Source organism: Rhodopseudomonas sp. G2_2311, from assembly GCF_047501505.1.
GTDB classification, from domain to species: domain Bacteria; phylum Pseudomonadota; class Alphaproteobacteria; order Rhizobiales; family Xanthobacteraceae; genus Rhodopseudomonas; species Rhodopseudomonas palustris_H.
The window spans coordinates 17913-43447 of the sequence record NZ_JAZDRK010000025.1; the positions used below are offsets into that span (position 1 = coordinate 17913).

Annotated in this window: 26 protein-coding genes; 4 read left to right on the top strand and 22 right to left on the bottom strand. The window is 65.0% G+C overall.

Annotated features, from left to right (window positions below):
• Positions 1-176 precede the first annotated feature (176 nt).
• Together VRZ08_RS22395 and ppsR (VRZ08_RS22400) are read right to left on the bottom strand one after the other, a co-directional pair.
• Positions 177-2372, bottom strand: coding sequence for a GAF domain-containing protein (locus tag VRZ08_RS22395; RefSeq protein ID WP_414533948.1), 2196 nt, complete (start codon positions 2370-2372; stop codon positions 177-179).
• Positions 2373-3764 carry a transcriptional regulator PpsR gene (gene ppsR, locus VRZ08_RS22400; protein WP_263991053.1) on the bottom strand — a complete coding sequence of 464 codons (1392 nt, stop codon included), beginning with the start codon at positions 3762-3764 and terminating at the stop codon, positions 2373-2375.
• A gap of 321 nt (positions 3765-4085) precedes the next feature.
• Between ppsR (VRZ08_RS22400) and VRZ08_RS22405 the strand changes: the two genes are divergently transcribed.
• Positions 4086-4505 carry a c-type cytochrome gene (locus tag VRZ08_RS22405; protein WP_011157096.1) on the top strand — a complete coding sequence of 140 codons (420 nt, stop codon included), beginning with the start codon at positions 4086-4088 and terminating at the stop codon, positions 4503-4505.
• Between the two features lie 121 nt (positions 4506-4626).
• Here VRZ08_RS22405 and VRZ08_RS22410 read toward each other — a convergent pair whose 3' ends face one another.
• From VRZ08_RS22410 to VRZ08_RS22490, 17 genes are all read right to left on the bottom strand, one after another.
• A complete protein-coding gene (locus VRZ08_RS22410) occupies positions 4627-4899 on the bottom strand; it encodes a hypothetical protein (protein WP_164573483.1) in 273 nt (90 codons plus the stop codon).
• A gap of 33 nt (positions 4900-4932) precedes the next feature.
• Entirely contained in the window at positions 4933-5397 is a 465-nt protein-coding gene (locus tag VRZ08_RS22415) for a TspO/MBR family protein (RefSeq protein ID WP_011157094.1), read from the bottom strand.
• Between the two features lie 19 nt (positions 5398-5416).
• Positions 5417-6622, bottom strand: coding sequence for a geranylgeranyl diphosphate reductase (locus VRZ08_RS22420; protein ID WP_414533949.1), 1206 nt, complete (start codon positions 6620-6622; stop codon positions 5417-5419).
• Position 6623: 1 nt separating this feature from the next.
• On the bottom strand, positions 6624-7940 hold the full coding sequence (locus VRZ08_RS22425) for a BCD family MFS transporter (protein WP_107354747.1): 1317 nt from the start codon (positions 7938-7940) through the stop codon (positions 6624-6626).
• A 2-nt stretch (positions 7941-7942) separates the two neighbouring features.
• The gene (gene chlG, locus VRZ08_RS22430; protein ID WP_234820134.1) at positions 7943-8836 is read right to left on the bottom strand and encodes a chlorophyll synthase ChlG; all 894 of its coding nucleotides are present in this window, start codon (positions 8834-8836) and stop codon (positions 7943-7945) included.
• Positions 8829-10262 carry a transcriptional regulator PpsR gene (gene ppsR / locus VRZ08_RS22435; RefSeq protein WP_107343542.1) on the bottom strand — a complete coding sequence of 478 codons (1434 nt, stop codon included), beginning with the start codon at positions 10260-10262 and terminating at the stop codon, positions 8829-8831. Before ppsR (VRZ08_RS22435) ends, chlG begins: the two co-directional genes overlap by 8 nt.
• 285 nt (positions 10263-10547) lie before the next feature.
• Positions 10548-11471: a photosynthetic reaction center subunit M gene (pufM, locus tag VRZ08_RS22440; RefSeq protein ID WP_107343541.1), complete on the bottom strand. Its 924-nt coding sequence runs from the start codon at positions 11469-11471 to the stop codon at positions 10548-10550.
• Between the two features lie 27 nt (positions 11472-11498).
• On the bottom strand, positions 11499-12332 hold the full coding sequence (gene pufL / locus VRZ08_RS22445; RefSeq protein ID WP_011157088.1) for a photosynthetic reaction center subunit L: 834 nt from the start codon (positions 12330-12332) through the stop codon (positions 11499-11501).
• Positions 12333-12463: 131 nt separating this feature from the next.
• Entirely contained in the window at positions 12464-12655 is a 192-nt protein-coding gene (pufA, locus tag VRZ08_RS22450) for a light-harvesting antenna LH1, alpha subunit (RefSeq protein ID WP_011157087.1), read from the bottom strand.
• Between the two features lie 15 nt (positions 12656-12670).
• Positions 12671-12868, bottom strand: a complete 198-nt coding sequence (pufB, locus tag VRZ08_RS22455; protein ID WP_011157086.1) for a light-harvesting antenna LH1, beta subunit — start codon at positions 12866-12868, stop codon at positions 12671-12673.
• A 153-nt stretch (positions 12869-13021) separates the two neighbouring features.
• Entirely contained in the window at positions 13022-13246 is a 225-nt protein-coding gene (locus VRZ08_RS22460; RefSeq protein ID WP_012495147.1) for a hypothetical protein, read from the bottom strand.
• Positions 13247-13322: 76 nt separating this feature from the next.
• Positions 13323-14771: a chlorophyllide a reductase subunit Z gene (gene bchZ / locus VRZ08_RS22465; RefSeq protein ID WP_107343540.1), complete on the bottom strand. Its 1449-nt coding sequence runs from the start codon at positions 14769-14771 to the stop codon at positions 13323-13325.
• Entirely contained in the window at positions 14771-16360 is a 1590-nt protein-coding gene (bchY, locus tag VRZ08_RS22470; protein ID WP_414533950.1) for a chlorophyllide a reductase subunit Y, read from the bottom strand. Before bchY ends, bchZ begins: the two co-directional genes overlap by 1 nt.
• A 23-nt stretch (positions 16361-16383) precedes the next feature.
• The gene (locus VRZ08_RS22475) at positions 16384-17382 is read right to left on the bottom strand and encodes a chlorophyllide a reductase iron protein subunit X (RefSeq protein WP_107346495.1); all 999 of its coding nucleotides are present in this window, start codon (positions 17380-17382) and stop codon (positions 16384-16386) included.
• Positions 17382-18320, bottom strand: coding sequence for a chlorophyll synthesis pathway protein BchC (gene bchC, locus VRZ08_RS22480; protein ID WP_011157082.1), 939 nt, complete (start codon positions 18318-18320; stop codon positions 17382-17384). The genes VRZ08_RS22475 and bchC overlap by 1 nt, the downstream gene beginning before the upstream one ends.
• A gap of 88 nt (positions 18321-18408) precedes the next feature.
• On the bottom strand, positions 18409-19530 hold the full coding sequence (locus tag VRZ08_RS22485; RefSeq protein WP_414533951.1) for a methyltransferase: 1122 nt from the start codon (positions 19528-19530) through the stop codon (positions 18409-18411).
• Between the two features lie 49 nt (positions 19531-19579).
• On the bottom strand, positions 19580-20446 hold the full coding sequence (locus tag VRZ08_RS22490) for a polyprenyl synthetase family protein (RefSeq protein ID WP_107354742.1): 867 nt from the start codon (positions 20444-20446) through the stop codon (positions 19580-19582).
• A gap of 121 nt (positions 20447-20567) precedes the next feature.
• On the opposite strand from VRZ08_RS22490, the gene crtD reads away from it, so the two are divergent.
• Together crtD and VRZ08_RS22500 are read left to right on the top strand one after the other, a co-directional pair.
• A complete protein-coding gene (gene crtD / locus VRZ08_RS22495) occupies positions 20568-22127 on the top strand; it encodes a 1-hydroxycarotenoid 3,4-desaturase CrtD (RefSeq protein ID WP_414533952.1) in 1560 nt (519 codons plus the stop codon).
• A gap of 4 nt (positions 22128-22131) precedes the next feature.
• The gene (locus VRZ08_RS22500) at positions 22132-23085 is read left to right on the top strand and encodes a carotenoid 1,2-hydratase (protein ID WP_263991048.1); all 954 of its coding nucleotides are present in this window, start codon (positions 22132-22134) and stop codon (positions 23083-23085) included.
• Between the two features lie 47 nt (positions 23086-23132).
• Here VRZ08_RS22500 and VRZ08_RS22505 read toward each other — a convergent pair whose 3' ends face one another.
• Positions 23133-23285, bottom strand: coding sequence for a hypothetical protein (locus VRZ08_RS22505; RefSeq protein ID WP_346296835.1), 153 nt, complete (start codon positions 23283-23285; stop codon positions 23133-23135).
• Positions 23282-23416, bottom strand: coding sequence for a hypothetical protein (locus VRZ08_RS22510; RefSeq protein ID WP_263991046.1), 135 nt, complete (start codon positions 23414-23416; stop codon positions 23282-23284). Before VRZ08_RS22510 ends, VRZ08_RS22505 begins: the two co-directional genes overlap by 4 nt.
• 275 nt (positions 23417-23691) lie before the next feature.
• Here VRZ08_RS22510 and VRZ08_RS22515 point away from each other — a divergent pair, with 275 nt between their 5' ends.
• A complete protein-coding gene (locus tag VRZ08_RS22515) occupies positions 23692-24528 on the top strand; it encodes a universal stress protein (protein ID WP_414533953.1) in 837 nt (278 codons plus the stop codon).
• Positions 24529-24577: 49 nt separating this feature from the next.
• Here the strand turns inward: VRZ08_RS22515 and hemF are convergent, their stop codons facing one another.
• A complete protein-coding gene (gene hemF / locus VRZ08_RS22520) occupies positions 24578-25489 on the bottom strand; it encodes an oxygen-dependent coproporphyrinogen oxidase (protein WP_414533954.1) in 912 nt (303 codons plus the stop codon).
• Between the last annotated feature and the right edge of the window lie 46 nt (positions 25490-25535).

A 25535-nucleotide genomic window follows, 5' to 3' on the forward strand; every position in this document is an offset into this window, starting at 1 on the left:
GGCGTCTCGAAGGATGAGCGGCCGCATCGCCTGCGGCGCATGGTTCGAGACGGCGCTTTGCGCCTCCTCACCATGAGGTTCTTTGTGTTGCAAAGATCGAGAGTCGCAGCCTGTCTCGATCGACCACAGAGCTGCCTAAGCGCTGGTCGCCACGCCTGCGGCTGAGAGACGCAGCGCTAGGTCTTATTCTGCGAGCCGTTGTTCGAGCTGTCGCTGCCGGCGGTGCGTGCCGCGTGCTGCACCAGATGGCCGAGCACTTCGGCGGTGCGCAGCATCGACTGGCGGACGCCTTCGAGCAGTTCGGCGATTCGTCCGGTCTCGACGCCGTAGGTGATCTCCAACGCGGCGAGCTGAGCGTTCTCGACCAGCGCCGACAGCAGCTTCTCGTGCAAAAGGTCCGACTTGGAGTCGAGCCGCACGCCAGGACGCGCGCTGGCGAGAATGCCTTCCTGGAAACGCGTGCGTGCGGCATCTGCCGTGCGACGATCGGTAGCGTCGCTGAAGATCAGCACGAAGCCGAGCGACTGATCCTCCGTCCGCGTCACCGGATCGGCGCGGACCGCCAGCGGCAGCGGGCTGTTGCCGGCACCGCGCAGCAGCACTTCGCCACGCCACCCACGGCCGTGATCGATCAGCTCGGCGACGTTGCGCAGGAAGTCGTTGGATTCGACGAACAGGCCGGCGAGATCGTCGAGATGGGCGGCCGACGGCGCGCCGGCCGGCAGCATCTCGCGGAACGAGTCGTTCATCAGCAGGATGCGGCCTTCGGAGTCGGTGATCAGCACCGGCTGCATCGAGGCGTGCACCTGGGACGAAAACTGTTCGTATTGTTCGCGGGCGATCAATGTCCGCACCGCACGGAATTGCAGCACGATGTCGGCGACGGTCTGCCCGATGGTGCGAGCCGCGGCGAGATCGGCGGCCGTCCACGGATCGGACGTGCCTTCGACGACCTGATGCCACTTGGCAAAGGAGCGCCGCGGCGACAGATCCGCCGGCTTATCGCCCATCGTGAACGGCTTCTTCGGATCGCCGCCCCAGGTGACGGTGTGGACGCGCTCGGGGCGGAACCACATCAGAAACTCGCCGCGGTGATCCGAAATCGGCGCCGCGACCACGCCGCTCGCCATCCGCGTCAGATGTGCGAGCTCCGGCACGTCGAGACCGAGCGAAGCGGTCGACGTCACCGCCGTGCGCGGCTGGCGATCGAGCCAGGCGGTAATCTCGCGGACGTCCTGCGTGGCCGGCACTTCGCCGATCGTTCGGATCTGATCTTCGTACACCAGCGCGCAGCCGGCGGCGTGCAGCGGCTGCAGAATCGACTGCGTGGTGTCGAAGATCGCCGCACGCCAATCGCCCTCGCGGGTGATCGCTTCGATCATGCGCTGCTCGAGCCGCTGCACGAACAGCTCCGACTGGCTTTGCGCGAAGCTTTCGAGCGCGGTGATCCGCGTCGCCATCGCTTCGGCAAGCAGTTCGCAGATCGCCCGCAATTCGAAATGGATGAAGCGCGGCAAATAGTGGTGGCAGGCGATCAGGCCCCACAGCTTGCCGCCGACCACCAGCGACACCACCAGGGTGGCGCGCACGCCCATGTTCTTCAGGTACTGCAGATGGATCGGCGACATCGAGCGCAGGAAGCAGCCCGACATGTCGAGATCGCGCCCGGTGAGCGGCGACAGCCGCGGCTCCAGCGGCACCGGCTGGTAGCCGACATCGACCAGCACGCGGACGCGCTGCCGCTCGTACAGCCGCCGCGCCATCTGCGGAATGTCCGACGACGGATAGCGGTTGCCGAAATAGGATTCGAGCCCGGGGACGTGGCGCTCGGAGAACACTTCGCCGTGGCCCTGCTCGTCGAAGCGATACACCATCACCCGGTCGTAGCCGGTGCGCTGCTGGAACAGCAGCGCGGCGTCGTCGCACAGCGCACGCAGCGATCCCGCCGTACGGATACGCTCCAGCGCCGGCGCCAGCGTGCCGGACAGATCGATCGGCGGGCCGGCGCGTTCGAGTTCGATGATCATCCCGCCTTCCGGCGGCCGATGGATCAAGCCATCATATTCCGCCGAGGGATTGCCGATCCGGCATCGCACCGCAACCGGCATGCCTTCGGCGGTGGGATCGAGATGCGGCAGGATCTTGATCAAGAGATCGCCGTCGATCTCGGCGAGCGGAACGCCGAGCACGTTTCCGAGGTTCAGGAATTCTGCGGCGTTGGCGCTGGCCTGGATGACGCGATGATCCGGCTCGCTGACGACCAGAAGCGCGCCGTGCGGCTGGATCGAGCCGGCGAGATGGATTTCTTCACGTTCGCAATTCGAAAGATCGGCAGTCCCGAATGCGGGGCTGCCAGAGGCATGACCTGCCACTCAATCCTCTGCGTCGTCTGAGGCGCCCTCTGCACCGTCGGCAGCAGAAGCAACGACACCTTTGTCGTCGAAGCCGTAACGGTTGAGTTTTGCATAAAGACTTTGCCGGCTCAATCCGAGCAGTTCGGCAGTTGCCGTGCGGTTGCCCCTGGAGCGGAGCAGCGCTTCCTTCACATAGTGCTGCTCGACGATGCTCACGGCGTTCTTCACCAGCTTGCGCAGCGAGGATCGCCCGAGCTGTTTGCTGATCGGACCGAGCGCCTGACGCAAGGCATCGTTGTCGTCGGCAGCGTCGAGCCGCCGCGCGACATTGCGCATCAGCACGCCGATGTACTGATCCTCTTCGCCATCGACAGCCGAGACTTCGATTTCGGTCTCGGTGCCGAGCTCGCCGCGGATCGTGGTCTGGAACAGCCGCACGGTCTTGTATCGCCGCAGCAGCGTCAGCAGGCTGGACAGATCGGCACCCGGTCGGCCCATCCAGCTGCCCAGCGATCGTCCGACCGCCGCGGGCTTGGAGCCGATCTGCACCAGATCGAGAAACGCCTGATTGACGTGACGGACGACGCCTTCCGAATCCAGCGCGACGAAACCATCGGGAATGCGGTCGATCAATCCGCGCAGCACGGCGTCGTCGTCGACTTCGTCGATCGCAGGCGTCGTCGTCACCGGGGTGAAGTGCAGCAGGAAGACCTGACGGCGTTCCGACGACATCAGCGAGCCGCGCAGCATCCAGGCGCGGTCGTAGCGGCCGAGATGGACGAGGACGCTGAGCGCGGTGCCGCGCTGACGCACCTGGGCCAGCATGTCGCGCACCGCATCCCTATCGGCAGCGGCAACTTCGGCGAGGAAATCGCGGCCGGCGAGGTCGTCATTGCCGCGCTCGCGGCTGATCGCATTGGCCGCCGCGCGGTTGGCTTCGACGATGCGCATGTCGCTGGCGGAGACGATCATCACCGCATCGGCAGCTGCGTCGAACACCAGCCGGTAGCGAGTCTCCAATTCACGCAACCGCCAATAGTCGCGCTCCATCGCCTGCTGCGCCGCGATCAGGCGGGAATGCAGCTCGGTGACGGCCTGCATGTTCTTGCCGACCGCGATCATGCCGGTGCGATCGCCCAGCAGCATCGTGGTGAATTCGATCGGGATTTCGACGCCGCTCGGGAAAGGCTGATTGATCTGGCGGAACGCCGAGATGCCGCTGCGGCGGGCGTCTTCCACCATCCGGCGAACCTTGTCGCCACCTTCGGTGCCGGCGATGTCGCTCCAGCGACGCCCCAGCCAACCGTCCACGCTTTCAGCCGCCATTGTCGGAGACAGAGTGGCTTCGCGAATCACACCCTCCATATCGAGCAGAAGGGTGATGTCGGCATGAACGGATTTTGACGCCATGAGCTCCGCTCGCACACGGCAGGGCGTCAATACGACGCATTGTCCAGAACACCGCCGTGCTCCCAAGGACTTATGCAGGTTACGGCCCCTTGACAAGGGTCCGTTGCAGCCTGGGAAGGGAAAATTAGCCGAATTGTCTAACCGGTAATATAATTTCGACAGATCAACGTCATCTAGCACAAACGCATCGAACGAACGGTGTCCAATTGTGTTAGAACGACTTTACAGAACCGATCAGAACGGGTTTGGATGCGACTGTTTGTCGTGGCCTACGAGGCCCGGGGTCGCTTGACGCCAAGACGGGTTCTTAAGGAGAGAGACGTGGTCAAAAAACTTCTCACAATTCTCAGCATCGCCGCTACCGCCGGATCTCTGTCGATCGGCACTGCCTCGGCCCAGGACGCCAAGGCGGGTGAGGCGGTGTTCAAGCAGTGCATGACCTGCCACCGCGCCGACAAGAACATGGTCGGTCCGGCTCTCGGCGGCGTCGTCGGCCGTAAGGCGGGTACCGCGGCTGGGTTCACCTATTCGCCGCTGAACCACAACTCGGGTGAGGCGGGTCTGGTCTGGACCGCTGACAACATCATCAACTACCTGAACGATCCGAACGCGTTCCTGAAGAAGTTCCTGACCGATAAGGGTAAGGCTGATCAGGCGGTTGGCGTCACTAAGATGACCTTCAAGCTCGCCAACGAGCAGCAGCGTAAGGACGTGGTCGCCTACCTGGCCACCCTCAAGTAAGTCGATCCGACCTACTGACGCTTGAAAATCACAAGGGCTTCGGTTCGCAAGAACCGAAGCCCTTCGTGTTTTGGGAAGCCTTCTGAGCGCGCGCCGGGAGCGTCCGCCCCCTGCCCGGTCTTCAGCGCCAGCGGCGCAGCACGTCGACCAGATGCGCGCCGCCCGCAGCCATCAGGCACAGCGTCGGCACCATCCAGCCCGCGCCGGCGAGCACGGCGCGCAGCGCCAGCAGCATCAGCGCGCCGGAAATCATCCCCGGCAGGAAGTCGGCCGGCGCGATGCCGCGCTTGCGCCACAGCCAATAGCCGATCACCGCGATCGCCTCGACGAGCAGGAAGATCAGCACCGCGTCGACCACGGTGCCGCTGGCGAACAGTTCGGACATCATCTGCATGGTGGCTCTCGATGCGCGCGCATCGTCAGGGGCTCAGAACGGCGTGTTCAGCGCGACCACAGTCCAGTTGAGGTAGGCGGCGAACGTCACCCAGACCAGATAGGGCAGCAAATAGTAGCTCGCGGTGCGGGCGCTGCGCCAGAACACCACGACGCCGGCCAGCACCGACAGCCACAGCAGCGGCACTTCGAGCAGCGCCCAATCCGGCCGCCGCACCGTGAAGAACAGCATGCTCCACAGCACGTTGAAGAAGCCGTTGGCGGCGAACAGGCCGATCACCCAGTCGCGCTGCGCGCGGGTGCGGGCGCCGCGCCAGGCGTACACCGCCGACATCGCGGCGAGCGCGAAGATCACCGTCCAGGCTGGACCGAACGCCCAGTCCGGCGGCTGCCACCACGGTTTCACCAGGCTTTGGTACCAAGTCCCGGTGTCGGTCAGCGAGCCGCCGAGCAGACCAACGAAGATTGCGACGGCGGCCGCAACAAAGATCGGATTCACAAGCCACCGCCTGCAGGTATCAGACCGAAGCCAGCCCCGTCATGTGGGCCAGGTTCTTGAAAAAGATCCGGACGTGGGCGATCGGTTTCGCCCGCACCAGCTTTTTGTTCATGTAGGCGTCCCACGTCAACTTCTGCACGTCGCGATCGCGGCAGATGCTGACGAATTGTTCGCGGCGCTTGTCGTTGGCGTACCAATACCACTGCATCAGGCCGAGGATCCGGAACACCGAACCGTTGCCGCGCATGAAGCGCTTGCGCGCCAGCTTGAGCGCCTTGGCGTCGGCGGTCTGCAGGAATTCCTCGACCGCTTCGGCGGCGAGCCGGCCGCCGAGCAGCGCGTAGTAGATGCCTTCGCCCGACGCCGGCGCAACCACGCCCGCGGCATCGCCGGCGAGCAGCACGCTGTGGCCGTCGTCCCAGCGCGGCAGCGGATGCAGCGGGATCGGCGCGCCTTCCTTGCGGATGGTCTCGACCTCGTCGAGCCCGGTCTGCTTGCGCAGCTCCGCGACCGAATCGCGCAGCGAGAAGCCCTTGTGCATCGAGCCGGTGCCGACGCTGACCGTATTGCCGTGCGGGAACACCCAGCCGTAGAAGTCCGGCGAGACGTGGCCCTGATAGTACACGTCGCAGCGGCGGCTTTCAAAAGCGGCCTTCTGCTCCGCGGTCGGCGCCTTAATGATCTCGTGATAGGCGAACACGAACGGCACGCGGTCGGCATCCTGCAGGAACTGCCGCGCCACGCCCGACACCGCGCCATCGGCGCCGATGATCGCGCGGCAGCGCACCGTCTGGTCGGTCATCGCACCATCCGGCCCGCGCCCTTCGTAGTGCACCGTGTTGACGCCGGCCTCGTCGCGGCTGAACCGCTTGAACAGGCCGGTGCGCCGCTCGGCGCCGACGGTCGCGGCGCGCTGGCGCAGCCACTCGTCGAAATGCTCGCGGTCGACCATGCCGACAAAGCCGCCGTCGATCGGCATGTCGACTTCGACATTGCTCGGCGACACCATCCGGGCGGCGTTGATCTTGGCGACCAGCATGCTGTCGGGAATCGCGAAGTCGCGGATCGCGCGCGGCGGAATCGCGCCACCGCACGGCTTGATCCGGCCGGCGCGGTCGAGCAGCACCACCCGCTTGCCGGCGCGCGCCAGATCGCACGCCGCAGTAGCGCCGGCAGGGCCGCCGCCGACGACAACAACATCGTAAATTGCGGAGCTATCACTCATTTCAACCTCCGGCGACTGCTGCATTGGCCAAATCAACGTCACGACGATTTTGCGCGCGATGCACCCACACAGCCATCGCCGCCGACACCACAAACAAACCAGCTTCCGCGGCGAACACCGCCGCATAGGACAGAGCGGGCGCCCCCAGGATCAGGCGCGCCAGATCGCTCGCCAGCGTTCCGATGAAGCCGCCGATACCGAACGCGATCGCCTGCGCGGCGCCCCACAGCCCCATCCGCACGCCTTCGCGATGCTCGCCGCCGGCGCCGACCAATTCCATCATCGAGCCGATCGCTGCGACCGCATAAGCGCCGTTGGTGACGCCGAGCATGAACACGGTGCCGCGCAGCGGCCAGCTCGGACCGACGATCGCGGCCGACGACAGCCCGAGCAGCGCGATCGCCGATGCGATACAGCCGCCGATCGTCCAGATCTGCAGATTGCCGCGCGTCCTCGGAAACAGCGCGCCGATGATCGGCACCATCGCCATGCCGATCAGCGTGCCGCCATGCTGCACGCTGGACAGCTTGGTGGTCTCGCCCGGCGTGAAGCCGAACACCGCGCCGGCGAACGGCTCCAGGATCAGATCCTGCGCGCTGTAGGCCAGCATCGACACGAAGACGAAGATCGCAAACCGCCGCGCCTGCGGCTCGTGCCAGACCTCGAGGAAAGCCTTGCGGAACGAACCCTTCGGCGCAGCCGCGGGTGCCGCGACCGCAGCGCGGCCTTCGACGCCCCACACGCCGGCGAAGGTCAGCACCATCGCGATCAGCGACACGCCGCCCGACACCGCGATCAGGCGCTGCGGCGAGAACGGATCGAGCAGCTGGCCGGCGATCGCAGTGGTGACGATGAAGCCTGCGATCATCATCACCCAGACGATCGTGGCCGCCGCCGCGCGGCGCTTCTCGTCGGTGCGCTTGGCGAGCAGCACCAACAGCGACGTGCCGGCCGCGCCGACACCGCCGCCGATCAGGCAGAACGCGACGATCGCCAGCGCCGTACCGAACAGTGGCTGCACCGTCATCCAGGCCGTGGCGACGGCGGCCAGGAAGCCGCCGAGCGCCAGCACCGCCATGCCGCCGATGATCCACGGCGTGCGGCGCGAGCCGCGGTCCGAGCCATGGCCCCAGGCGGGGCGGAACACCTGCAGCGCGTAGTGAATCGCGACCAGCGCGCCGGGCAGCATCGCCGGCAGCGCCAGCTCCACCACCATCACCCGGTTCAGCGTCGAGGTGGTCAGCACGACGATCGCACCAAGGCCGGTCTGCACCAGCCCCATCCGAACAATGCCGAGCCAGGACAGCGGTCGCATCATGATCAAGCTGCTCCGAACGATGAAACGGCGACGGCGCTGGCCATCATGCCGGACACATACAGCGCGACGCCGAGGCCCGAGAACCAGGTGGCGCGTTCGACCGGCGAGCGCAAAAACCGCACCATCAAGGCGAGCTGGACGACGAGCACGAAGCCGACGATGCCGGCCTGGATCGGCCGATCCCACGACAGCAGCAGCGCCACCACGATCACCTGCGGGATCGCCATCACGGCGCAGAGCACGCGCGCGGCGTTGTCGACGCCGAGCTTCACCGGCAGCGAGCCGACGCCGGTCTTGATGTCGCCTTCGATCGACTTGAAGTCGTTGAGCGTCATGATGCCGTGAGCGCCGGCGCTATACAGCAGTGCCAGCGTCACGATCCACCACGGCGGCAGGCCGCCGAGCATCACCGCGGCGCCGGTGAACCACGCAAAGCCCTCATAGGTGATCGCGCAGGCGCCGTTGCCGAGCCAGCCGTTCTGCTTCAGGCGGAACGGAGGCATCGAGTACATCCAGGCCAGCACCAGGCCGAGCGCGGCGGCGCCGAACACCCAGGCGCCGAGCTGGCTGGCGACCAGCAGCGAGGCCGCGGTCCACAGGAACGACAGATACAGGCCCCAGCGTCCCGGAATGCGACCCGACGGAATCGGACGGTTCGGTTCGTTGATGGCGTCGACGTCGCGGTCGAACCAGTCGTTGACGACCTGGCTGGTGGCGACCAGCAGCGGGCCGCACAGCACGATGCCGGCGATGACTTCGACCCAGCGCGTGGAGATCGGCACGCCGGACGAGACGACGCCGCAGCCGAACGCCCACATCGGCGGAAACCAGGTGATCGGGTGCAGCACCTCGAGCACCGCCGAGGGCGCTGGACGCACGGCCACACTGTTACTCATCGGCTCCGTCTCCTTCCGGCGCATGTTCAGCTAAGCCGTACCGGCGCAATTTCACGTAGAGGCTCTGGCGGCTCAGTCCGAGCATATCTGCGGCCGAAGCGCGATTGTCGCCGGTCAATTCCAGCGCCGCCTCGATCGACAATTTTTCGATCACGTCGGTGGTCTCGCGCACCAGGTCGCGCAGCGGCACCCGGCCGATCAGTTCGGTGAGCTGCGCCACCGAGCGCGGCAGTTCGCGCTTCGACGTCGCCGCCGTGGTCAGCCGCTTCTCGACATTGCGGATCGCAAAGCCGAAGCACGGCTTGTCATCATTATCCTTCAGGGCGACCGCCGAGACTTCGACCTCGGCGACCGCGCCGTATTCGCCGCGCAGTACGGTGGCGAACAGTTTGATCGCCCCGCTCTGGCGCAGATTGGCGAGCGCCACCGACAGGTCGACGCCAGTGCGGCCGAGCCAGCGATCGAGCAGCTCGCCGCGCGCCTGCTCGGCGCTGCCGAGCTGCGCCATCTCCAGGAACGCCAGATTGGCGCGTGCAACCCGGCCGTCATATTGCGTAATTACCAGCGCATCGGCGGCGGATTCGAAATAGTTGAGCAGCAGCGACGCAGTCTTGGCGCTGCCGGCTTCGGGCGGCGCGCCGTGCGACGCGAGCCGCACCAGATACAGTGACGCGTTCTCCTGGCGGAACAGCGACGCCGACAGCTCACATTCGCGGCGGCCATCAGCCAGCTTGACTCGGGCGCGACCGTCGCGGCCGGTCGAGCGCACATCGGCGAACAGGTTCAACACCGTCTGCTGATCGGCGCCGTCGACGAATCCAATCACCGGCGCATTCAGCGCCTCGGGCGCGCTGGTATCGAACAACGCCAGCGTCGCCGGATTGGCATCCACGATGAGTTCACTCGCCGCATCCACGATCATCACCGCTTCCGACGACACCTGGAACAGCAGCCGGTACCTCGTCTCAGCGTGCCGCAGCCGGATGTAGTCGCGCTCCATCGATTGCTGCGCGTTGATTAACCGCTGCTGCATCATGGCGAGTTGACGCAGATCACGCCCCACCACCAGCAGGCGGTCGTCTCTCCCGAAATTGATCGCGGAATAAAGCACCGGAATGTCTTCGCCATTGGGCGAAGGATGGTTGACCTGCCGCCAGGTCGGGGCGTCGCGCACGGTGGCGTCGAGCAGTAATTCGCGGATCTTCGGCTGGGTATCGGAGGTGACGATGTCAACGAGCCGCGAGCCGAGCCAACGGCTCTGGCCGTCCAGCTCGTGGGCCAGTTCGTCCCTAGTAAACGCCACGTCCCGGATCACACCCTGCGGATCGACCACCAGCGCGACATCGGTCGCAGCGGCGATCAGCTTCGCAGCAGACTGTGCACCGAGATCCCCCAGCGACTCCTTCGGAGATTTGAACACTTGCACCAGGGCAAATATCCTCCAGCAAGAACTCGTCCCTCCACTCCGGCGTCTGCGTCCTAAAAGCCCAGCCCTGTTCTTAACGTCTTCTCAGGCTTTGTTTTGTTGGCCTCTCAGGCGGAGTTGGAGGCGCTTCGTTTACAGCAGGCCGCTTCCCTCGTCACCAGTCAGCGGTACAAAAGAACCGCCTGCTGTCATCTTTCTCGGGAGCCGAAAGCAGCAGCGCGCGCCTGATTGGGTCTAGAACCATCAGGCGCGCGCATCATTCGTTCAGATAGACGTGCGGTTGTATTACCGCGGCGGCGCCAGGCCGTGCTTCACGCCCCAATCGAACCAGTTGTCGACAACCGGACCGGTCAGGATGATGCCGATGGCACCGGTCAGCGGGCAGAGCACCGCGAACCACCAGGCCCAACGATGGATCGATTCGGCCGTCGCGTTGAAGCCCATCGTCCAGCGCCAGAACAGAGCAGCGCGTTCAAGTGCAGTACCACGGTCCAGCATCTGCTCGATTTCGCGCTCGCCACCGTAGCGGCTCACAGCGAGGATGGTCGCACCGTGCATGGCGAACAGCAGGGCCGAACCATACAGGAAGGCGATCGAGAGACAGTGGAAGGGGTTGTAGTACAGGTTACCGTACTTGATCGAGAAGTTGTTGGTCCAATCCAGGTGCGGGAAGATGCCGAACGGCGGTGCTTCACTCCAGGAGCCCATCAACACCGGCTGAATGAAGCCGAGCGCCAGGTACAGCAGGATCGCGGAAGCGAACGCCCACGACACGTGAGTGCCCATACCGAGCGCCCGCGAGCGCCGATAGGTGCGAACCCACCACAGGGCGATCGAGACGGTCAGGAAGAACCCGGCCATCAGCCACCAGCCACCTTCCTTCAGCGGCGGAATGGTCAGGCCGTATTCCGGCTTCGGCGGCTCGAGAGCCAGCCAGCAGAACTGACGCAGGAATTCGATCGGGCTCCAGTTCACCGACGCCAGCATATTGAGGCCGATGATCTCGAACGCGACCAACCCGCACAGCACGGAAGCCACACCGGTGAACCCGAGGTAGACAGGACCAACCTGCGCGTCACCGATTTTGCCGAGCCAGTAGTTGAACGTCGTCTGGGTCTCGCGAGGAGAGCTGCCGGGACGTAGCGGCACCCCCGCATAGGCAGGTCCTTCAACCTGGACCTGCGTAAAGATGTTCTGGTATTGGGCCATGACAAGACTCTCTTGTGACCGGTTGAATTACGGATTCCAGATCGGCAGGTTGCGCCACCAATTCCACCAATCGGGCCACGAACCACCTTCCGCCAGCACCGGACCGCTGATGATCATGCAGACCGCGCTGAAGAACACGGCCGACAACGCCAGGAACAGACCGAGGCGGTGAATGCCGATGGTACCAATCGAGTAGCCGACGAGATCACGGAACACGGTGTTTTCATGTTCCGGAGACTTCACAGGTTCGCCACGGTCGGGATTGAGCGCCGACAGCACCAGGCCGCCATGCAGCGCGAGCGCCAGACAGGTGGTGAAGAAGAACGTGATCGCGATCATGTGCGCGGGATTGTAGTGGAACTGGCCGTAGGAGTAGCCGGTGTTCGACACCCAATCGAGATGCGTGAAGATGCCGTAGGGGAAGCCGTAGCTCCAGGAGCCCATCAGGACCGGACGGATCACCACCAGCGTAACGTAAGCGAAGATCGCGAAGCTGAAGGCGAACGGAACGTGGAAGCCAATGCCGAGCTTGCGGCAGATTTCGACTTCACGCAGCGCCCAGGTGACGAACGCGCCAGTCGCGCAGATGCTCACCCACTGCCAAATGCCGCCCTCGGCGAGCGGCGCAAATCCCAGACCGTATTTCGCGTCCGGCGGGTTGACGCTGATCTGCCAGAGATTCCAGGTGGGGCCGAGCGCGGTATTCCACGCGATCAGCGCAATGCCGATCAGCGCGAAGAACACGGTCATCACCCCGAAGATCCCAACGTAGAACGGGCCAACCCAAAAATCGAACAGGTCGCCCCCGATTAGCGTTCCGCCACGAACGCGGTATTTTTTCTCAAAGCTGAGCATTGCCATCGATCGTTCCTCCGCGTGCGAGCCAGGGAAAATCCATCGTCGTCGTCCAGTCCATGTCGCTTCCCGGAAGGGTGTGGGCCCGGCAGATCGGTCCGTTTCCCAGCCCTTCCGGCAAGCAGTGAGTCACGCCATTAGACCGGCATGCTCGGCGGAGTGAACGGCAGCGAGATCGACGCCGCCTTCGCCGCACGCGGACCATCGAGCCAGTTGAACCGGCTGGTGCTCAGCAGGATGAAGTGGATGATGATGGCCAGGCCGAACAGGAACACGAACAGCAGGACCAGCGCGCGACGCGGATCAAACAGAAGCCAAATTCGCCACATAGTAGTCGTCTCCCCTTAGCACAGGAACGAGGTCAGTTGATGAACGCTGTCCATCGCGTAGCCGGTCGCTTTGGGCAGCCACGGACGCCACATCCAGGCGAGGATGTGAGCGACAACCGCAACGACGATGAAGAGGAAGAAGCTGGTCACGAAGATCGAGTGGAATTCCTTGGCTTCCGCTTCGGAAAGTCCCGAGATGGAACCGTCACTCATTTGGTCACCTCCTAGTGATGGCCTTTCGGCCGACACGCCGCCCGAGCGAGGGCGGCAACGATTGCCGTATCGTTTCCGAAACGACAGCGATTTACCGTTTCGTCTCCAAAACGGCAGCCTTCCGTCCGGCGGAGGCCGGACGAAATCTCCGAATTACATTCCCATGAACGAGGAGGTCACCAGCACGCTTGCGGCGTTGTGAGCCTCGCTAAATACTGATTCCTGGGAGCCGGATTTCTTGCGCCACGGCATGGCACGCGCCACGATCGCGCGGGTCAGAAACAGCGCGTAGCACGCACCGAACATCAACCGACATTCGAACGCGGCACTATCCGGTAGAACCCTCGAGCGACGGCCGGTGTGGACATAGTCGGACATCGTCATCTCCTCACTCTTGGATTGCCCATATTTGGTCGCGACATTGTGAAGCGCATTGTTCTAGCTCAAATCATCGTTACACCGATTGCCCGTCGAGCAGCGCAGCACGCGCTTTACTGACGAATTCGGTAGTGACTTTTTCCTGTCCGGCACGGCGCGCGCTGTTTTCAGCGGCATCGCGCAGACGTTTTGCCGCAGAGATTCGCACCAGCACCGGATGCTGCTCGAGCACTTCGTCGAGCAGCGCCTTGGCTTCGTCGCTCCACAGCAGTTCTTCGTGCCGGCGCGCAGGCGTCGGATCGACGCGATCGAGATCACTGCCGAGCGGAAGAATGTTGAAAAGTGCGTCGAACAGCGCGTTACAGACTTCCTGCACCAGATAAGTGGCGCCGGAATACCCCATGAACGGCGTGCCGGTGTGACGGCGGATCACAGCACCCGGGAATGACGCCGGAATGTACACGGCGCGACCACCGGTCTCGGCCAAGTACATTCTTTCATTGTAGCTGCCGAACATGATCAGCGGCGGGGTCTGACGAATCGCCGCACGCACCGCTTCATTGTCAGTCTTTTTGCCGACACAGCGCGAGATCGCGAAGGTGCACGGCAGCCCCATCTCGTCTTCGAGGAAATGCCGCACGCCGCGGGCATAGGTATCGGTCGCGACGATCGCGAAGCTGGCGGTGCCGAAGAAGTCCTGCGTCACCGACCGCCACAGATCCCACAGCGGCTTGATGGTGGTGTTCTTCTCGCGCTCGATGAACGGCTCGGGATCGAGGCCGGTGAGCTCGCCAAGCTTGCGCAGGAAGCGCGTCGTCGAATGCAGACCGATCGGCGCCTGCAGATACGGCCGCTCCAGTGATTCGCACAGCAGCCGGCCGAACTCGCGATACATGCAGACGTTGACGTCGGCATTCACCAGCTTGGGAATATCAGACAGGTGCGTGCCCAGCGGGAACACCATGTTGACTTCGGCGCCGATGCCTTCGATCAGCCGGCGGATTTCGGCGAGATCGGACGGCATGTTGAAGGTGCCGTAGATCGGTCCGATGATGTTGACCCGCGGCTTCTCGCCGTCCTTGCGCTTGCGCTCCGGAATTTTCTTGGGGCCGTATTCTTTCCACAGCCACGAGATCGCGCGGTCGGCGCTCTGCCACTGATCCTCATCGATGGTGCGCGGCAGGAAGCGCTTGATGCCGGTGCCTTCGGGCGTGACGCCGCCGCCGATCATTTCGGCGATCGAGCCGGTGACGACGACGGCCGGCAGATAAGGATCAAGCGCCTTGTGGGCGCGGTGCATCGCGCCTTCGGTGCCGAGCTTGCCGAGTTCTTCTTCGCCGAGGCCGGTGACGACGATCGGCAATTCGTGCGGCGGCAGCGCATCGGTGTAGTGGAGGACCGAGGTCACCGGCAGGTTTTCGCAACCGACCGGACCGTCGATGATCACCTGCAGACCCTTCACCGCGGTGAAGGCGTACACGGCGCCCCAATAGCCGCCGGCGCGATCGTGATCGAGGACGAGCATCAGATCATCTCCTCCGCCTTGCGCTTCTTGGCTGCGGCTTCGATCTGCTTCTTGTACTTCTCGCGATAGGCCGGAACGTCCTTCGGAGTGTCTTCCCAGACGCCGGCGGCATAGCCCTGCCCGACCTCGCCGAAGAACTCCTTCATCTCGTCGAATCGCGCCTTGTTGCCGAGCGCGGCGTTGATCACTTGCGCCAGCGAGCCGGCACCGGCGGGACCGAACAGCGGCCGCGCCGAGATCAGGTTGGTGAAGTACAAGGCCGGGATCGACATAGTCTTGGCCTTCTGCACCACCGGGGTGGTGCCGATGGCGAGATCCGGCTTAAATTCATCGACCGCCGCGAAGTCCTGTTCGAGCGAGGCGCGGTACTGCACCCGCACACCCTTGGCCTCGAGCCATTCGCGATCCGGATCCGACCACTGCGTGCGCGGCACCGCGGTGCCGACATAAGGCACGTTCGCGCCGCTCTCGATCAGCAGACGTGCGACCAACAGCTCCGAGCCTTCGTAGCCCGACACGGTGATACGCGCATTGATCGGCTTGGCGGCGAGCGCGGCCTTGATCGCCGGCAGGAAACGATTCTTGGCGGCGTCGATCTTTGAGCGCTCGACGTTGCACGCCGTGCCGATCGCTTCCAGCCACGCTTCGGTACCATCGTGACCGACCGGCGCCGAGCCGACGACCTTGCGGCCGGCGAGATCGAACTGGCGGATGCACGATTTGTAGAACGGGTGAATCGCCGCAACGACCTGACAGTCGAGCGCCGCGTACAGCTCGCGCCATTCGCGGGTCGGCACCACCGGACCGGCGGCGAGGCCGAGCGGCTCCAGCATCAGATTGATGCCGACCGGATCGGCCGGAAACATCTCGCCGAGCAGCGTCACCGTCGGCCGCTCGCTGCGGCCGCCGCGCGGCGCCTGCACCGGGCCCTGCTCCGCTTCCTTGCGGGCGTATTCGAGCATCGCGCCGGAAAGCACGTCCTTGGCCTCGGCGTGAGTCGGCACGCCGAATCCCGGCACGTCGATGCCGATGATGCGGACGCCGTTGATCTCCTTCGGCAGCAGATCGAGCGGCACGCCCGACGCGGTCGGCACGCAGAGATTGGTGATGATGATGGTGTCGTACTGCGCCGGATCGGCCAGCTTGTACACCGCCTCGCGGATGTCTTCGAACAGCTTGCCGGTGACCAGCGTTTCCGAACTGAACGGCACATAGCCGACAGTGCGACGGGCGCCGTAGAAGTGCGACACGAAGGTCAGGCCGTACACGCAGCAGGCCGAGCCGGACAGCACGGTCGCGGTGCGGCGCATCCGCAGGCCGACGCGGAGCGAGCCGAACGCCGGGCACATGCTCTGCGGCTGATCGTGCGGTCCCTTCGGATAGTCCGCGGCGTAGCGTTCGAGCACGTCGCTCTTGCCGGCGGCTTGCGCCGCCGCCTTCATCTCGGCAGCGCCGGCATGGCAGCCGAGACCGTCGGTCTTGGTCGCGGCTTCATTGATCGCGAGCGCGTCGGTGTCGACGGAAAAGTCCGCCGCATCGTCGCCGATCGATCCGGCGATACGGCCGGAATAACGAGACATCACACTCATGACGAACTCCCGATCACCCGATCTCAGACCTCGTCGTAGATCACTTCGAGCGACGGCTTGTTCAGCACCGAGGCGCCGCACATGTCTTCCATCGTGGCGGGCTCGAGCACGACATCGCGACCGGTCACGTCGCTGGAGAACAACCCGAGCAGACCATCCTGGGTGAGCGGCTTCGGCCGCACCGGCGGTGCGGTGGCGACGTTCTCGGCGAGCGTCGCAAACAGCGGACCCCACTGCCCGTCCGGCAGCGCGACGATCTCGTAGTTGGCGCTCTTGCGGCGGATGCCTTCGTCGGCGGGAATCGCCGACAGCACCGGAATGCCGGCCGCCTTGGCAAACGCCTGGGCTTCGCCGGTGCCGTCATCCTTGTTGATCACCATGCCGGCGACGCCGACATTGCCGCCGAGCTTGCGGAAGTACTCGACCGCCGAGCACACGTTGTTGGCGACGTACAGCGACTGCAGGTCGTTGGAGCCGACGATGATCACCTTCTGGCACATGTCGCGGGCGATCGGCAGACCGAAGCCGCCGCACACCACGTCGCCGAGGAAGTCGAGCAGCACGTAGTCGAAACCCCACTCGTGGAAGCCGAGCTTCTCAAGGGTTTCGAAGCCGTGGATGATGCCGCGACCGCCGCAGCCGCGGCCGACTTCCGGACCGCCAAGCTCCATCGCGAACACGCCGTCGCGCTTGAAGCAGACGTCGCTGATGGTGACTTCCTCGCCGGCGAGCTTCTTCTTCGACGAGGTCTCGATGATGGTCGGAGTGGCCTTGCCGCCGAACAGCAACGAAGTGGTGTCGCTCTTCGGATCGCAGCCGATCAGCAGCACTTTCTTGCCCTGCTGCGCCATCATGTAAGACAGGTTGGCGAGCGTGAAGCTCTTGCCGATGCCGCCTTTGCCGTAGATCGCAATGATCTGGGTTTCCTTGGTGACGGGAGTCGTCACCGGGGCATCGGGTTCAACCGACGCCTCGGCCCGGAGTTGTGCGTCTTGCAGGCTGATCTGCGGAACGACGTTCATCAGCTCGGTCTCCAATTCAGAACCATTTTGAGGCAAGCAGGGTCTTCGAAAGCGATCCGATAGGCGTCGGGTGCCGACGCCGCCTCCTGGTGGTGCGTGATCAGTCCATCGAGCGAGAGCTTGCCGCTTTCGATCAGCGCCTTGGTGGCGCCGATGTCCGGCGGCTGCCATTCCGCCGCAACCCGAATGCGTGCTTCACGCATGAAAGCGGGCGGGAACGAGAACGACAGCGGCTCGCTGTAAAATCCAGCGAGCACGATCTCGCCGGTGGCCGCGATGCGCGAGATCAAAGTGTCGAGTAATTTTGGATCGCCGCTGACGTCGTAGATGCTGCGATAGTCGCGACGTTCGTCGGATGCGGGATCGACCACCGCATAACCTTCGGCGCCGCCGCTGCGGATCGGGTTCTTCTCCCACACCACCGGCGGCGGATTGCCGAGCGCGATCGAAATCCGCGCCAACAGACGACCGAGCACGCCATGGCCGACGATGCAGTCGGGCGGCGTCGCGCCGCGCGCGGCGATCGCATGATACGCAGTCGCAGCCAGCGCGATCAGAATGCCGCGCTCGCCGAGCTTCGAATCCAAAGGCACCACGCGCTTGGCCGGCACAACGAGCCGCGACGCCGAGGCGCCGAACAAGCCGCGCACTTCGCCGAAGCACTTCGCGCCGGGCACGAACACCATCTGGCCCGGCTTCAGGTCGGTGGCCGAACCAGCCTCAACGACCTCGCCAACCGACTCGTAGCCGGGGACCAGCGGGTAACCCATTCCGGGGAATTGCGGCATCCGGCCCGACCACAACAGTCGCTCCGTACCGGTGCTGACGCCACTCCAAGCCACATCGACAACGATGTCGTCGTCAGTCGGCGCCGTAAGGCTCAAGCGACTGAGTTCGACCTGTTGTGGCTGCTTGAGTACGACCGCGATGGTGTCCATCGCTTACTCCAAATTCCGAACGGCAGAGCTCTGCCGCCGAGTGTCATGCTAAACTGACGGATCACAGTGTCAAGCCAGATTAACACAACTACCGTTTGGATGCGGTAATTACGGAGGCAACCAGCGGCATCGGAACCGGGTGCAAAGTGACCTGGGAGAAGCCCGCATTCTCCAGCATGGCCTGCAGTCGAGGGAAGCTCCGGGCTTTCCCGGAGCCCATGGCGTAAAGGTAGAAGGCGAAATAGGCGTCGGAGATCGCGGCGGTGCCGGGAATCCCGGCGATCGGCTCGGCGATCAGCAGTTTTCCGTTGTCCGGCAAGGCCTTGTGGACGGCGCGCAGCAGCGCCTCGACGACCTCGTCGTCGTGGTCGTGGATCACCCGGACGAGGGAAATGATGTCGGCGCCTTCGGGGAGCGGGTCGGTGGTGAAGCTGCCGCCGACCGCGGTCGCCCTGTCCTTCAGGCCATTCGCCTCGAACCGTGCGGCGGCCTTTTCGGCGACCGCCGGCAGATCGAACAGCAGGCAGCGCAGCTGCGGCGCCTGGGCGGCGACCGCCGACAGGAACGAGCCGTCGCCGCCGCCGACGTCGAGCAGGCAGCGGTGGTCGCGGAACGAATAGACGTGCAGCACCTCGCGGGCGATCATCGGCTGCGACGCCGCCATCAGCGCCGTATAGGAGGCGATCGCATCGCCCGGCAGCTCGCCCGGCCGCTCGCCCCGCACATACGCCCAATAAGCCGCCAACTCGCCCGCCCCGCGCGGCGCGCGCAACAGCCCCACAGGATCAGCAAGATCCCGATAAAGCATGGCATGATGCGCCACGAGCGCCAGCACCCCCGGATTGCCGCGCAGCTCGGCGCCGAGCTGGCCGAGGCCGTAGCGTTCGGCGCTGCGCATCTGTAGCAACTGGAGGGCGACTGCGCCGTCGAGCAGCATCCGCATCGAGTCGACCGGCAGCGACAGTCGCGCGGCGAGGTCTTCAGCGGTGGCGGGGCGCTCGGCGATGATGTCGAACAGCCGGAGCTGCACGCAGGCGAGCAGGATCTGCGAATAGACGAAGCCGGCGAGCAGATCGAACATCGCCACGGCGCGCCGGCGCGCGACCGGACGCATCAACGGAAACACCGCGGCAAAGCGCTGAAAGCGCGGATTCGACAGGATCGAATCGCGCCAGCCGAGCAGCCGGTCACGCAGGCTCAAGGAGACCATTTGGTTCTGCTACCACCGGCCGGCCGCGAAGGCCAAGCCGGCGGCCGCGTCAGGCCGCAGTGGCGGCCAGCTTCGCCGGCACCAGACGGGTCGCTTCCGACATGATCAGCGACCGCAGCTCGTTGCCATTGGTGCAGTCCGGCATCGCCTCGACGGCGCCGCGCACCAGCGACTTCAAGTGGTAGATCGCGCCGTCGATGCCCATCTCGCGCACCGCGCTCGGGCGATCGTGGGCGATATCCTGTCCGACCGGCTTGCCGATCTCTTCGACATCGGCAGCCGCGTCGCGGAGGTCGTCGGCGACCTGATAGGCCTCGCCGATCTTCTCGCCGACCATCCGCCACGGCTCCGGATCGGCACCCGCCGACGCTGCGCCCATCGCGGTAGCGGCGACGAACAGCGCACCGGTCTTGGAGCGGTGATAGTGGGCGAGATTGATCTCGGTCTCACATTCCCAGGCCTGGCCGGCGACGATGCCGAACGGCACGCCGACCGCACCGCCGATGATCTGGGTCAGCTTCAACAGACGGTCCGCCGGACCTTCGACCCGGGCGATGGTCTGGAACGCCAGCACGATCATCGCGTCACCGGCGAGCACCGCGAGCGGTTCGCCGAACGCCTTGTGCACCGACGGGCGACCGCGGCGCAGGTCGGCGCCATCGAAGCACGGAAGATCGTCGTGGATTAGCGAAGCGCAGTGCATCAGCTCAAGCGCGGCACCGGCAGCTTCGGTAATTCCCGGATTGTCTTCGCCGCAGGCAAGGGCCACGCTGTGGCAAAGCCGCGGACGAACGCGCGCCCCGCGCGGGAACACCGCGCTGCGCATTGCTGCCGCCAGCCGCGGCGGACATCCGGCCATGTCGGCCTGATTGAGCGCATCAGTCAGAGCACGCTCGATCCGATTGGTCACGTCCATGGCCACACTCCCGCGCTGAAGGCACAAGTGTCAATTTAACTTGTCATGCGAAACTGTAAGTTATTATGGACACCTGTCAATGATATGGCTCAAAGACAGCTGAGCCGGAGTGAGAAAGCGCATGCGGGACCAGACCGCGAGGAATCGCGTCGTAGTGATCGGCGCCGGCATCGCGGGACTGACGTCCGCGCTGACGCTGGCTGCACGCGGCTTCGACGTGACGGTGCTCGAACGTGCTGCCGCCCCTGGCGGTAAAATGCGCGAAGTGGCGATCGGTCCGGCGCGGATCGACAGCGGCCCGACCGTGTTCACGATGCGCTGGGTGTTCGAGGAGCTGTTCGCCGGCATCGGCCTGAACTTCTCCGACCACGTCCGACTACGACCTTTGTCGGTCCTGGCCCGCCACGCCTGGGATGATACCCAGCGTCTTGATCTGTTCGCCGACGAGGCCCGTTCGGCCGACGCGATCGGCGCGTTCGCCGGTGCTGCGGAAGCGAAGCGTTATCGGCAGTTCTGCGCCGACAGCCGGCGCATCTACGAGATCCTGGAAAAGCCGTTCCTGCGTGCCACCGCGCCGAGCCTGCCGAAGCTCGCGACCGCGGGCGGCATCGGCGGCCTGATCGAACTGCGCAAAATCCGCCCTTTCACCACGATGTGGAAGGCGCTCGGCGATTACTTCCACGATCCGCGGATGCGGCAACTGTTCGGCCGCTATGCGACCTATTGCGGATCGTCGCCATTCGATGCGCCCGCCACGCTGATGCTGGTGGCTCATGTCGAACATGAAGGCGTGTGGATCATTGAAGGCGGCATGCACGCGCTGGCGCAGGCACTCGCCGATTGCGCCACCCGGTTCGGCGCCACGATTCGCTATCAGCAAAGCGTGCGCGAGGTGATGGTCTCGGGCGACCGCGCCTCGGGCGTGATCCTCGACAGCGGCGAGCGCATCGAAGCGCATTCGGTGATCGTCAATGCCGATGTCGGCGCGCTGCCGGCGGGACTGTTCGGCGAAGCGGTACGAACTGCAGCAAATCCGCTGGCGCCGGGGCTGCGCTCCCTGTCGGCGATCACCTGGAGCATGGTGGCGAAGACCCGCGGCTTTCCGCTGTGCCGGCACTCGGTGTTCTTCTCGCGCGATTATCCACGGGAGTTCGCCGAGATCTTTGGCCGCGGCGAGGTGCCGACAGAACCGACCGTGTATGTCTGCGCGCAGGATCGCGTGGACGACGAAGCACGGCTCGGCGCGAGCGGCGAAGAGGAACTGCTGGTGCTGATCAACGCGCCGCCGGTCGGCGATCGCAAGAGCTTCGATCAAGGCGACGTCGCGCGCGCCGCCGAGCGCGCATTCGGCGTGCTGCAGCGCTGCGGCCTGCGAGTCGACATCGATCCAGGCAAGACACGGGTAACCACGCCGGCCGACTTCAATCGGCTATTCCCCGCGACCGGCGGCGCGCTGTATGGTCGCGCCTCGCACGGCTGGAGTGCCTCGTTCGAACGTCCCGGAGCGCGTACAAGGATCTCCGGCCTGTATCTGGCGGGCGGCAGCACTCACCCGGGTCCCGGCGTGCCGATGGCCGCCCTCTCCGGCCGCGCTGCGGCGGCGACATTGTTCGCCGACCTCGATTCCAACCCCGCCGGCCCGAGGCCTGCGCTTCGCCCGGCTTCTTCCAAGACGACGTGAGATTATGATTGCCTGGCCTAACGAGACCGACGAACGCCGCGCCGGATTCAATGTCGACGTTCCGCGCAACGGCTACGCCTGGTGGTACATCGACGCGATCAGCGACGACGGCCGCGAAGGCCTGACCATCATTGCGTTCATCGGCAGCGTGTTCTCGCCGTATTACGCGTTTGCGCGGCGCCGTGCGCCGGCCGATCCGCTCGATCACTGCGCCATCAATGTCGCGCTGTATCACGAGGCCGGCAAGCGCTGGACCATGACCGAGCGCGGCCGCGGCCGTGTGGCGCGCAACGTCAATTCCTTCTTGATCGGGCCGAGCGATCTCGGCTGGGATGGCAAGACGCTGACCATCAACATTCGCGAGACGGGCGCCCCCGTGCCGGGCCGGATCGAAGGCCGCGTCCGGGTGACGCCGGTCGCGCTCACCAAGGATTTCTTCGTCCTCAATCCGCAAGGCAATCACCGCTGGTGGCCGATCGCGCCGCGCGCGCGGGTCGAAGTCGACTTGCGGCGGCCCAATCTGTCCTGGCGGGGCGAAGGCTATCTCGACAGCAATGCCGGCGACGAGCCGATCGAGACCGGCTTCCGGCATTGGGAATGGGCGCGCGGCGCGATGCGCGACAAGACCGTGATCCTGTACGAAGCCGAGCGCCGGGACGGCAGCCGGGTCGATCTCGCCGTCACGTTCGACGCCGAGGGCAACAAGCAGGAATTCACCCCGCCACAACTGCTGCCGCTGCCGCGCTCAGGCTGGAAGGTCGACCGCAGCGCGCGCAGCGAAGCCGGCGCCAAGCTGGTGCGCACCCTCGAAGACACCCCGTTTTACGCCCGCTCGATGGTGGAGACGACGCTGCTCGGCGAAAAGGTGACGCTGGTACACGAAAGCCTCTCCCTCGACCGCTTCCGCATGCCGGTTGTGCAAGCCATGCTGCCGTTCAGGATGCCGCGGCGGCGGTAGTAAGCGCCGTTACCAACGTCATGACCGAGCTTGTCCCGGCATGACGACTAACGCTCGTCAGAAGACGTGTTGTTCTTCCCCTTTTCCGCCTCACGCTTGCGATCCAGCCGGCGCCCTTGCCATTCGAGCACGGCCCAGCCGGCGGCGAACATTCCGAGCATCAGGATTTCGAAATAGTTGAAGGCGCTTTCGCTGTTCATGGCGGGCTGCCCTTGTCGCGGTCGGCGCGGGCGCGGTCGAGGCGTTTGCCTTGACGTTCGAGCACCAGCCAGCCGACGGCCAGGCAGAGTACGACCAGGATCAGTTCGATCAGTCCGTAATACTCGTCCACGGCAGGCCTCCGTCGATGGCTGATGGCCAAGAGGTAGCAGAATAGCTCACTCTCGGGATTCCCGCATCGGCCTCATCGGTGAAACTCAGGTCCCGCCGGCATTGGCAGATGATCGCAGCGGCGGCGGCTCGTGCGTCATCGCGACACATCGAAGGGGGCGGCGATCTCGCCAATGGTGTCGTCCCGACCTCGCTCGGCCCGCAGGCGCTCGACGATCCACGATCGTCGCATCGAAGCCCCTGCCCTCTTCAGCATGCCGGAATGGGAGACCCAACATGTCGATGCTCAAGCGAACCCTGGTCCTGCTCGGCGATACGCCGTCGTCGCTGGCAGCCCGCGCCTATGCGTTCCGGCTGGTGCAGCAGACCGGCACGGACCTGGCAGGACTTGCCGGCGTCGATCTAGGCGAGATCGAAGCGCCGATGCTCGGCGGCATTGGGATGTCGGCCTACCAGACCCAGCTCCAGACCGAGCTGAAGCGGCAGGCCGACACCACGCGTGATCGCCTGCAGGCGGAATTTGCGGATGACTGCCGCGGCCGGTCGCTCACCTGCGAAGCGGTGTCGTTCGAAGGCGATCCGGCCGACGGCTTTCGGCTGGCGACGGAAACGCGCGATCTTGCGGTCTCGGGCCACGACACCGGATTCGGCGGCAGCCAGGAGCCGCTATCGGCGATGATCGCCAAGCTGGTGGTCCGCACGCCGCGGCCGTTGATCGTCTGTCCCGATGAACTGCCGGCGGGGGATGCGGTGCTGATCGCCTATGATGGCAGTCTGCCGGCGATGCGCGCGCTGCAAGTGTTCGCGCTGTTGGGCCTCGGCGACGGCAAACAGATCTGCGCGCTGGCGATCGACCGCGACGAGGCTGCGGCCGCACGCAAGGCCAATGCGGCAGCGGAGTTTCTGAAGATTCACGGACACGCGGCCGAAGCTATCCCGACCTCGTCGAGCGACGATCCTGCCGACCTGATCCGCGCCGCTGTCGCTGAGCGCAACATCGGCACGGTGGTGATGGGCGCGTACGGCAATCGCGGCTTCCGCGAAGCACTGTTCGGATCGACTACGGACGCGCTGGTCGACACCCCGCCCTGCGCGCTGTTTCTGTATCACTGATGCGAAAGATCGCGCCGACGCGAGACCACGACGACTCCGGCCGCCGGCGTCAACTCCAGCTCACCAGCGGCGGCATCGAGCTCATGATGGTCTCGGTATTGCCGCCGGTCTGCAGACCGAACATCGTGCCGCGATCGTACAGCAGGTTGAATTCGACATAGAGCCCGCGGCAGGCGAGCTGCTGCGCCCGCTCCTCGTCGGTCCACGGCTCGACCATGCGCTTACGCACGATGCGAGGATAAACGTCGAGCAGCGCCGAGCCGACGTCGCGGGTGAAGGCGAAGTCGCGCTCGAAATCGCCGCTGTTGAGATAGTCGAAAAAGATTCCGCCGACGCCGCGCGCCACGCCCCGATGCGGCAGGAAGAAGTAGGTATCGGCCCAGGGCTTGAACTTTTCGTAGTAGGCCGGATCGTGGGCGTCGCAAGCGCGCTTCATCGCGGTGTGGAACGTCACCGCGTCTTCGGCCTCCTGGCTGCGCTGCTCCGGCAGCATCGGCGTGAGATCGGCACCGCCGCCGAACCAGCCCTGCGAGGTCGACAGGAATCGCGTGTTCATGTGCACGGTCGGGACCCGCGGGCTGCGCGGATGCATGATCAGGCTGATGCTGGTGGAGACGTAGTCGAGGCTGCCGTCGCCAGGCACGTTCTTGGCCATTTCCGGCGAGAGCTTGCCGTTCGCCGACGAGGTGTGGATGCCGATCTTCTCGAACAGCCGTCCGTTCGACAGAAAGCCGCCGACGCCGCCGCCGGAGCCGGTCTTCCGCTGCCAGGGTCTGTAAGTGAAGGTCGCCGGCTCGCCGGGAAACAGCTCGGCCGGCGCTTCGCGCTCCAGCGTCTCGATCTCGGCGCAGATCCGGTCGCGCAGCCCTTCGAACCAGACGCGCGCCTGGGCGCGGCGAGCCTCGACGGGATTGTCGGTGGAAGCAGCGGGAGTGCGGTCGAGGTCGGTGTCGATGGTCATGGCCGTGATCCGTTGCACAAGGTCAGCATCGGTATCACGCCAGTGT

Bases quoted from the DNA above. Each gene is read 5' to 3' on its own strand.
- ppsR (WP_263991053.1), bottom strand. From the start codon at position 3,764: ATGGCGTCAAAATCCGTTCATGCCGACATCACCCTTCTGCTCGATATG.
- VRZ08_RS22410 (WP_164573483.1), bottom strand. From the start codon at position 4,899: ATGCAGATGATGTCCGAACTGTTCGCCAGCGGCACCGTGGTCGACGCG.
- VRZ08_RS22420 (WP_414533949.1), bottom strand. From the start codon at position 6,622: ATGAGTGATAGCTCCGCAATTTACGATGTTGTTGTCGTCGGCGGCGGC.
- VRZ08_RS22425 (WP_107354747.1), bottom strand. From the start codon at position 7,940: ATGATGCGACCGCTGTCCTGGCTCGGCATTGTTCGGATGGGGCTGGTG.
- chlG (WP_234820134.1), bottom strand. From the start codon at position 8,836: ATGAGTAACAGTGTGGCCGTGCGTCCAGCGCCCTCGGCGGTGCTCGAG.
- pufM (WP_107343541.1), bottom strand. From the start codon at position 11,471: ATGGCCCAATACCAGAACATCTTTACGCAGGTCCAGGTTGAAGGACCT.
- pufL (WP_011157088.1), bottom strand. From the start codon at position 12,332: ATGGCAATGCTCAGCTTTGAGAAAAAATACCGCGTTCGTGGCGGAACG.
- pufA (WP_011157087.1), bottom strand. From the start codon at position 12,655: ATGTGGCGAATTTGGCTTCTGTTTGATCCGCGTCGCGCGCTGGTCCTG.
- pufB (WP_011157086.1), bottom strand. From the start codon at position 12,868: ATGAGTGACGGTTCCATCTCGGGACTTTCCGAAGCGGAAGCCAAGGAA.
- VRZ08_RS22460 (WP_012495147.1), bottom strand. From the start codon at position 13,246: ATGTCCGACTATGTCCACACCGGCCGTCGCTCGAGGGTTCTACCGGAT.
- bchZ (WP_107343540.1), bottom strand. From the start codon at position 14,771: ATGCTCGTCCTCGATCACGATCGCGCCGGCGGCTATTGGGGCGCCGTG.
- bchY (WP_414533950.1), bottom strand. From the start codon at position 16,360: ATGAGTGTGATGTCTCGTTATTCCGGCCGTATCGCCGGATCGATCGGC.
- VRZ08_RS22475 (WP_107346495.1), bottom strand. From the start codon at position 17,382: ATGAACGTCGTTCCGCAGATCAGCCTGCAAGACGCACAACTCCGGGCC.
- bchC (WP_011157082.1), bottom strand. From the start codon at position 18,320: ATGGACACCATCGCGGTCGTACTCAAGCAGCCACAACAGGTCGAACTC.
- VRZ08_RS22485 (WP_414533951.1), bottom strand. From the start codon at position 19,530: ATGGTCTCCTTGAGCCTGCGTGACCGGCTGCTCGGCTGGCGCGATTCG.
- VRZ08_RS22490 (WP_107354742.1), bottom strand. From the start codon at position 20,446: ATGGACGTGACCAATCGGATCGAGCGTGCTCTGACTGATGCGCTCAAT.
- crtD (WP_414533952.1), top strand. From the start codon at position 20,568: ATGCGGGACCAGACCGCGAGGAATCGCGTCGTAGTGATCGGCGCCGGC.
- VRZ08_RS22500 (WP_263991048.1), top strand. From the start codon at position 22,132: ATGATTGCCTGGCCTAACGAGACCGACGAACGCCGCGCCGGATTCAAT.
- VRZ08_RS22505 (WP_346296835.1), bottom strand. From the start codon at position 23,285: ATGAACAGCGAAAGCGCCTTCAACTATTTCGAAATCCTGATGCTCGGA.
- VRZ08_RS22515 (WP_414533953.1), top strand. From the start codon at position 23,692: ATGTCGATGCTCAAGCGAACCCTGGTCCTGCTCGGCGATACGCCGTCG.
- hemF (WP_414533954.1), bottom strand. From the start codon at position 25,489: ATGACCATCGACACCGACCTCGACCGCACTCCCGCTGCTTCCACCGAC.